Raw genomic sequence first — 2356 nt, 5'->3', positions numbered from 1 at the left:
CTTATGACCCTGCTGCTGAAGGTTTGCCGTCCGGAGTCGGCCCATGACGGCTCCAGCGTCGATAAAATGACGCCTGAGAACGGCATGGCGATTCACAACAGACGTGAGATCGGAATTTCGCGATGACCGAGACCTCTACCAGTTCAGGTGCCGAACCAGCGTCGCCCCGGCGTCATCTCTTGATTGCTGGAACAGGCCGGGCTGGGACAAGCTTTCTCGTCAAGTATCTGACTGCCCTTGGTCTGGACACCAGCTTCGGACGCTACGGTGAAGCGGGGGCTGGCTGGTCTTCTTCCGCCAATGCCGGGTTGGAACAAATGCTGCTGGTCCAGCCGGACCAGGATCTGCCCTATGTCCTCAAGTCACCGTGGGCTGGGGAATATATTGAGGAGATCCTGGGCAGCAAGCGATTTGCGATCGATGCGCTGGTGGTTCCTATTCGGGATCTTGTCGAGGCCGCTACCAGCCGCGCCGTGGCGGAGTATCGATCGATTCATCAGACCCAGCCGTGGGTTGCGGACAAGCTGGATCGAACCTGGGAAGTAGCCGGGGTGACCCCCGGCGGGCTGGTTTTTTCACTCAATCCGCTCGATCAGGCCAGACTGCTGGCCGTCAGCTTCCACAGGTTGGTTCATCGTGCCGCCGAGGCCCAAATCCCACTGGTTTTTCCAGTCTTCCCGCGGATGGTCGAAGACTGGGAATATCTCTACCGCACGCTGAAACCCATCCTGCCCATAGACGTATCTCCGCAAACTGCTCGTGAGGCACATGCCAGCGTTGCTTCGCTTGCCAAGGTCAGGATCGGCGACGAGGTTGCAACACAAAAAGGGCTATCGGCAGCGGGTACAGTGATTCCCCAGCCGCAAATCCGATATCCGAGCCCTGTGGAGGTAGACAATATTGCGTTACGCCGCGAGCTCCGCAGCGTTCGAGAGGAAAAGCTGGCCGCAGATGCGGCGCTCGAACGAGCCAGGATCAACCAGGAAAAGCTGGCCGCGAATGCGGCAATCCAGGACGCAGGGATCAATGAGGAAAAGCTCGCCGCGAATGCAGCGCTCGATCGGGCCAGGGTCAGTCAGGAAGAGCTGAGTGCGGCCGCAGCGGCGCACGCCGCAGAGCGAGCCGGACTCAACGCCGAAATCGACCGCCTTCGTCGCCAAGTAATTGCAATGAGCTTGCGTCGGCGCCTGAGGCGGCTGGTCGGGCTGAAGTGATGCGAGGCTAGATCAGCAGCAGGCCGTTCATGCTGGAATGGCCTTTCCGGCCGACGATGATGTCGTGCGCGCCGATCTCCATTTCGTGCCGGGCAGGACCGAGGGCGCCGGAGACCGCAACAGGCCGGCTTTCTTCGATGGTCAAGAAATAGCAAAGCCGTCGGGTGGTGCCCGGCGGCTCTTCTTCGATCGGCTGCTGCCGTTTTAGTCGACGCTTAAGGCGTCGTCTCCGCTTCGATCTTGGTAGCCATCTGATCGATCTTGCCGGCAAGGACGCCTTGGGCCCAGGCCGTGACCTCGGGATCGACCGGCTTGTTGGCCATATCCGTCAGCGCTGCATCGAGCGATGCCTGGTCTGTGCCGACAGTCGCAGCGGCAGCCGCCGCGTTGTCAGCATCGACAACGGCTTGCTGAGCGGTGATCTGATCTTGCACAGCCTGGATCTGTGCGGCAGTGGCGGTCGAGTCTGCCTGCAGCGCGGTCAGTTGCGCTTTCAGCGTAGCCAGTTGCGCCTGGGCGGCGGCGGCCGTTGCCTGCGCGACCTTGGCTTTCGCGGACTGCGTCGCATAGGCCTGAATGGCGGCGAATTTCTTGCTCTTCGAGTTCATATAGGCGTTGAAGTTGCGCTGCAGCGAGTTCAGCCGGCCAAGCTTGGCGTGGATGTTCTTTTCCTTGTGCACGGACGAGACCTCGGTCGTATCGACCGTGGTGTCCGTCTCCGACTTGGCCACCTGTCCCGGGGCTGACGACGATTTGCCGTGCGAAGCGCCGCTTTTGCCATTGCCATTGCCGCCAGCATTGCCCCCGCCGTTACCGTTGCCCCCGCCATTGCCGTTGCCGCCACCATTGCCACCCCCGTGCCCGTTGCCGCCGGCTCCGGCGAGTGCCGGAGATGCCAGAAGCGCCAACGCGGCAAGTGCGGCGAACAGAGTTTTTCGGTTTGTCATGGGGTAACCTCCTCGGGGAATCGCCATCCGCCCGACAGCTAAGGAAGCGTCGTATGAGGAATCGCTAACGGTACAGAGTAAACTTTAGACAAATACAGTCTCAATACGCGAGCCTGGTAGCCGCGAGATCCGTAAGCATTTGATATCCCAGATAAATCAACGCCAATCGACCGCCATGGCACTGAAGTCCCATGC

3 protein-coding genes are annotated in these 2356 nt (G+C 60.7%); 1 reads left to right on the top strand and 2 read right to left on the bottom strand.

The features are described from left to right. The first annotated feature begins 122 nt into the window (after nt 1-122). Nucleotides 123-1214: a hypothetical protein gene (locus AC1DX0_RS34730; RefSeq protein ID WP_477222306.1), complete on the top strand. Its 1092-nt coding sequence runs from the start codon at nt 123-125 to the stop codon at nt 1212-1214. A 7-nt stretch (nt 1215-1221) separates the two neighbouring features. Here AC1DX0_RS34730 and AC1DX0_RS34725 read toward each other — a convergent pair whose 3' ends face one another. Further along, nucleotides 1222-1359 (bottom strand): hypothetical protein, encoded by a 138-nt coding sequence (locus AC1DX0_RS34725; RefSeq protein WP_477222307.1) that lies wholly within the window; start codon nt 1357-1359, stop codon nt 1222-1224. 70 nt (nt 1360-1429) lie between these two features. Then, nucleotides 1430-2161, bottom strand: coding sequence for a hypothetical protein (locus AC1DX0_RS34720; protein WP_477222308.1), 732 nt, complete (start codon nt 2159-2161; stop codon nt 1430-1432). Nucleotides 2162-2356: the final 195 nt, after the last annotated feature.

The sequence above is a fragment of the Mesorhizobium sp. P3_A9 genome (assembly GCF_056402975.1).
The sequence above is the reverse complement of the archived record's forward strand: the minus strand, read 5'-3'. Positions and strand labels throughout refer to the sequence as shown.

Excerpts from the sequence above, each read along its gene's own strand:
- AC1DX0_RS34720 (WP_477222308.1), bottom strand. The coding sequence starts at position 2,161 with ATGACAAACCGAAAAACTCTGTTCGCCGCACTTGCCGCGTTGGCGCTT.
- AC1DX0_RS34730 (WP_477222306.1), top strand. The coding sequence starts at position 123 with ATGACCGAGACCTCTACCAGTTCAGGTGCCGAACCAGCGTCGCCCCGG.